At 53.0% G+C, this 5128-nt stretch carries 2 tRNA genes and 2 rRNA genes; all 4 read left to right on the plus strand.

Going from position 1 to position 5128, the window contains the following annotated elements:
• Positions 1–160 precede the first annotated feature (160 nt).
• The 4 genes from AWB82_RS36025 to AWB82_RS36040 all read left to right on the plus strand — a co-directional run bounded on the left by AWB82_RS36025 (position 161) and on the right by AWB82_RS36040 (position 5103).
• Positions 161–1692 (plus strand): 16S ribosomal RNA (locus tag AWB82_RS36025).
• Positions 1693–1755: 63 nt separating this feature from the next.
• A tRNA-Ile gene (locus AWB82_RS36030) sits at positions 1756–1832 on the plus strand.
• A 35-nt stretch (positions 1833–1867) separates the two neighbouring features.
• Positions 1868–1943 (plus strand) — tRNA-Ala (locus tag AWB82_RS36035).
• A 273-nt stretch (positions 1944–2216) separates the two neighbouring features.
• A 23S ribosomal RNA gene (locus tag AWB82_RS36040) occupies positions 2217–5103 on the plus strand.
• The 16S and 23S rRNA genes sit together here with 2 tRNA genes alongside, the layout of an rRNA operon.
• Positions 5104–5128: the final 25 nt, after the last annotated feature.

Here is a 5128-nt window from a genome sequence, read left to right on the forward strand (position 1 = left end):
GTGCGGTTTCAGTCTTTCGGGGCTGAAGCAATAGCAAAAGTATCAAGAGTCTCACACGAAGTATCAGAGGAAGGTTTATCTGTCGAAAGACGGATTAATCATCGTCAGTACGTTGAGTGAGCGACCGGTTTCTAACGGAACCGAAAACAGTAACAGGTTTAAACTGAAGAGTTTGATCCTGGCTCAGATTGAACGCTGGCGGCATGCCTTACACATGCAAGTCGAACGGCAGCACGGGGGCAACCCTGGTGGCGAGTGGCGAACGGGTGAGTAATACATCGGAACGTGTCCTGTAGTGGGGGATAGCCCGGCGAAAGCCGGATTAATACCGCATACGATCTACGGAAGAAAGCGGGGGATCTTCGGACCTCGCGCTATAGGGGCGGCCGATGGCAGATTAGCTAGTTGGTGGGGTAAAGGCCTACCAAGGCGACGATCTGTAGCTGGTCTGAGAGGACGACCAGCCACACTGGGACTGAGACACGGCCCAGACTCCTACGGGAGGCAGCAGTGGGGAATTTTGGACAATGGGGGCAACCCTGATCCAGCAATGCCGCGTGTGTGAAGAAGGCCTTCGGGTTGTAAAGCACTTTTGTTCGGGAAGAAAACTTCGATCCTAATATGGTTGGAGGATGACGGTACCGGAAGAATAAGCACCGGCTAACTACGTGCCAGCAGCCGCGGTAATACGTAGGGTGCGAGCGTTAATCGGAATTACTGGGCGTAAAGCGTGCGCAGGCGGTCTGTTAAGACCGATGTGAAATCCCCGGGCTTAACCTGGGAACTGCATTGGTGACTGGCAGGCTTTGAGTGTGGCAGAGGGAGGTAGAATTCCACGTGTAGCAGTGAAATGCGTAGAGATGTGGAGGAATACCGATGGCGAAGGCAGCCTCCTGGGCCAACACTGACGCTCATGCACGAAAGCGTGGGGAGCAAACAGGATTAGATACCCTGGTAGTCCACGCCCTAAACGATGTCAACTAGTTGTTGGGGATTCATTTCCTTAGTAACGTAGCTAACGCGTGAAGTTGACCGCCTGGGGAGTACGGTCGCAAGATTAAAACTCAAAGGAATTGACGGGGACCCGCACAAGCGGTGGATGATGTGGATTAATTCGATGCAACGCGAAAAACCTTACCTACCCTTGACATGGTCGGAATCCTGCTGAGAGGCGGGAGTGCTCGAAAGAGAACCGGCGCACAGGTGCTGCATGGCTGTCGTCAGCTCGTGTCGTGAGATGTTGGGTTAAGTCCCGCAACGAGCGCAACCCTTGTCCTTAGTTGCTACGCAAGAGCACTCTAAGGAGACTGCCGGTGACAAACCGGAGGAAGGTGGGGATGACGTCAAGTCCTCATGGCCCTTATGGGTAGGGCTTCACACGTCATACAATGGTCGGAACAGAGGGTTGCCAAGCCGCGAGGTGGAGCCAATCCCAGAAAACCGATCGTAGTCCGGATCGCAGTCTGCAACTCGACTGCGTGAAGCTGGAATCGCTAGTAATCGCGGATCAGCATGCCGCGGTGAATACGTTCCCGGGTCTTGTACACACCGCCCGTCACACCATGGGAGTGGGTTTCACCAGAAGTAGGTAGCCTAACCGCAAGGAGGGCGCTTACCACGGTGGGATTCATGACTGGGGTGAAGTCGTAACAAGGTAGCCGTATCGGAAGGTGCGGCTGGATCACCTCCTTTCTCGAGCTTCGCACACGTATATTAAGCGCTCACGCTTATCGGCTGTTGTTTAAGACAGGCTTTGGGTCTGTAGCTCAGTTGGTTAGAGCACCGTCTTGATAAGGCGGGGGTCGTTGGTTCGAATCCAACCAGACCCACCACGGTCAAGACGGGTCCAATAGGGCCCAAGAGACACGGGGGATTAGCTCAGCTGGGAGAGCACCTGCTTTGCAAGCAGGGGGTCGTCGGTTCGATCCCGTCATCCTCCACCAAGTCTTCAATGCCAAGTGTTTCGTGTAAGCACTTTGCATTGGCGATTGAAAGCCAGTTGATGCCGCAAGCATGCTTGTCGGCTAAACGTTCTTTAACAATCTGGAAGAAGTAGTAAAGAGAATCGACGAAAGCACTTAGAGATGGGTGTGAGTAGAGATTCAGGGTAGTGATTGTATCAAGTATGAAAAGGTGATCGAAAGATTGCTTTGGAATACGGCACAACGCGAAAACTCAGCCTATGGCGGGGGTGTCGACAGACACACTCGTTATAGGGTCAAGCGAACAAGTGCATGTGGTGGATGCCTTGGCGATCACAGGCGATGAAGGACGCGGTAGCCTGCGAAAAGTTGTGGGGAGCTGGCAAACGAGCTTTGATCCACAAATGTCCGAATGGGGAAACCCGGCCCGAATGGGTCATCCGTAACTGAATCCATAGGTTACGTGAAGCGAACGCGGTGAACTGAAACATCTAAGTAACCGCAGGAAAAGAAATCAACCGAGATTCCCAAAGTAGTGGCGAGCGAAATGGGATGAGCCTGTACTCTTTATCTGTATTGTTAGTCGAACGCTCTGGAAAGTGCGGCCATAGCAGGTGATAGCCCTGTAGACGAAAACAGTGTGGAAGAACTAGGTGTACGACAAGTAGGGCGGGACACGTGAAATCCTGTCTGAAGATGGGGGGACCATCCTCCAAGGCTAAATACTCGTGATCGACCGATAGTGAACCAGTACCGTGAGGGAAAGGCGAAAAGAACCCCGGGAGGGGAGTGAAATAGATCCTGAAACCGCATGCATACAAACAGTCGGAGCCTGGAAACGGGTGACGGCGTACCTTTTGTATAATGGGTCAGCGACTTACGTTCAGTAGCGAGCTTAACTGATTAAGGCAGGCGTAGCGAAAGCGAGTCCGAATAGGGCGATCAGTTGCTGGGCGTAGACCCGAAACCAAGTGATCTATCCATGGCCAGGTTGAAGGTGCGGTAACACGTACTGGAGGACCGAACCCACTAACGTTGAAAAGTTAGGGGATGAGCTGTGGATAGGGGTGAAAGGCTAAACAAACTTGGAAATAGCTGGTTCTCTCCGAAAACTATTTAGGTAGTGCCTCGTGTATCACCTTCGGGGGTAGAGCACTGTCATGGTTGTGGGGTCCATTGCGGATTACTACGCCATAGCAAACTCCGAATACCGAAGAGTGCAATCACGGGAGACAGACATCGGGTGCTAACGTCCGGTGTCAAGAGGGAAACAACCCAGACCGCCAGCTAAGGTCCCAAAGATTGGCTAAGTGGGAAACGAAGTGGGAAGGCAAAAACAGTCAGGAGGTTGGCTTAGAAGCAGCCACCCTTTAAAGAAAGCGTAATAGCTCACTGATCGAGTCGTCCTGCGCGGAAGATGTAACGGGGCTCAAGCCAGTCACCGAAGCTGCGGATACACGTTGAAAGACACGTGTGTGGTAGGAGAGCGTTCCGTAAGCCTGCGAAGGTGCGTTGAAAAGCGTGCTGGAGGTATCGGAAGTGCGAATGCTGACATGAGTAGCGATAAAGGGGGTGAAAAGCCCCCTCGCCGTAAGCCCAAGGTTTCCTACGCAACGTTCATCGGCGTAGGGTGAGTCGGCCCCTAAGGCGAGGCAGAAATGCGTAGCTGATGGGAAGCAGGTCAATATTCCTGCACCATTGTTAGATGCGATGGGGGGACGGATCGCGGAAGGTTGTCCGGGTGTTGGACGTCCCGGTCGCTGCATTGGAGAAGGTGCTTAGGCAAATCCGGGCACGGAATTCAAGGGTGTGGCGCGAGCTTCTTCGGAAGCGAAGCAATTGGAAGTGGTTCCAAGAAAAGCCTCTAAGCTTCAGTCTAATAGTGACCGTACCGCAAACCGACACAGGTGGGCGAGATGAGTATTCTAAGGCGCTTGAGAGAACTCGGGAGAAGGAACTCGGCAAATTGGTACCGTAACTTCGGGATAAGGTACGCCCTTGTAGCTTGACTGGCCTGCGCCAGGAGGGTGAAAGGGTTGCAATAAACTGGTGGCTGCGACTGTTTAATAAAAACACAGCACTCTGCAAACACGAAAGTGGACGTATAGGGTGTGACGCCTGCCCGGTGCCGGAAGATTAAATGATGGGGTGCAAGCTCTTGATTGAAGTCCCGGTAAACGGCGGCCGTAACTATAACGGTCCTAAGGTAGCGAAATTCCTTGTCGGGTAAGTTCCGACCTGCACGAATGGCGTAACGATGGCCACACTGTCTCCTCCCGAGACTCAGCGAAGTTGAAGTGTTTGTGATGATGCAATCTCCCCGCGGCTAGACGGAAAGACCCCATGAACCTTTACTGTAGCTTTGCATTGGACTTTGAACCGATCTGTGTAGGATAGGTGGGAGGCTATGAAACCGGAACGCTAGTTTCGGTGGAGCCGTCCTTGAAATACCACCCTGGTTTGTTTGAGGTTCTAACCTTGGCCCGTGATCCGGGTCGGGGACAGTGCATGGTAGGCAGTTTGACTGGGGCGGTCTCCTCCCAAAGTGTAACGGAGGAGTACGAAGGTACGCTAGGTACGGTCGGAAATCGTGCTGATAGTGCAATGGCATAAGCGTGCTTAACTGCGAGACCGACAAGTCGAGCAGGTGCGAAAGCAGGTCATAGTGATCCGGTGGTTCTGTATGGAAGGGCCATCGCTCAACGGATAAAAGGTACTCTGGGGATAACAGGCTGATACCGCCCAAGAGTTCATATCGACGGCGGTGTTTGGCACCTCGATGTCGGCTCATCTCATCCTGGGGCTGTAGCCGGTCCCAAGGGTATGGCTGTTCGCCATTTAAAGAGGTACGTGAGCTGGGTTTAAAACGTCGTGAGACAGTTTGGTCCCTATCTGCCGTGGGCGTTGGATATTTGAAGGGGGCTGCTCCTAGTACGAGAGGACCGGAGTGGACGAACCTCTGGTGTACCGGTTGTCACGCCAGTGGCATCGCCGGGTAGCTATGTTCGGAAGAGATAACCGCTGAAAGCATCTAAGCGGGAAACTCGCCTTAAGATGAGATATCCCCGGGGCTTCGAGCCCCTTGAAGGGTCGTTCCAGACCAGGACGTTGATAGGTCAGGTGTGTAAGTGCAGTAATGCATTGAGCTAACTGATACTAATTGCCCGTAAGGCTTGATCCTATAACCAGTGTGTTTGCGTGCGTGT

It is taken from the genome of Caballeronia glebae, from assembly GCF_001545035.1.
Lineage (GTDB): Bacteria > Pseudomonadota > Gammaproteobacteria > Burkholderiales > Burkholderiaceae > Caballeronia > Caballeronia glebae.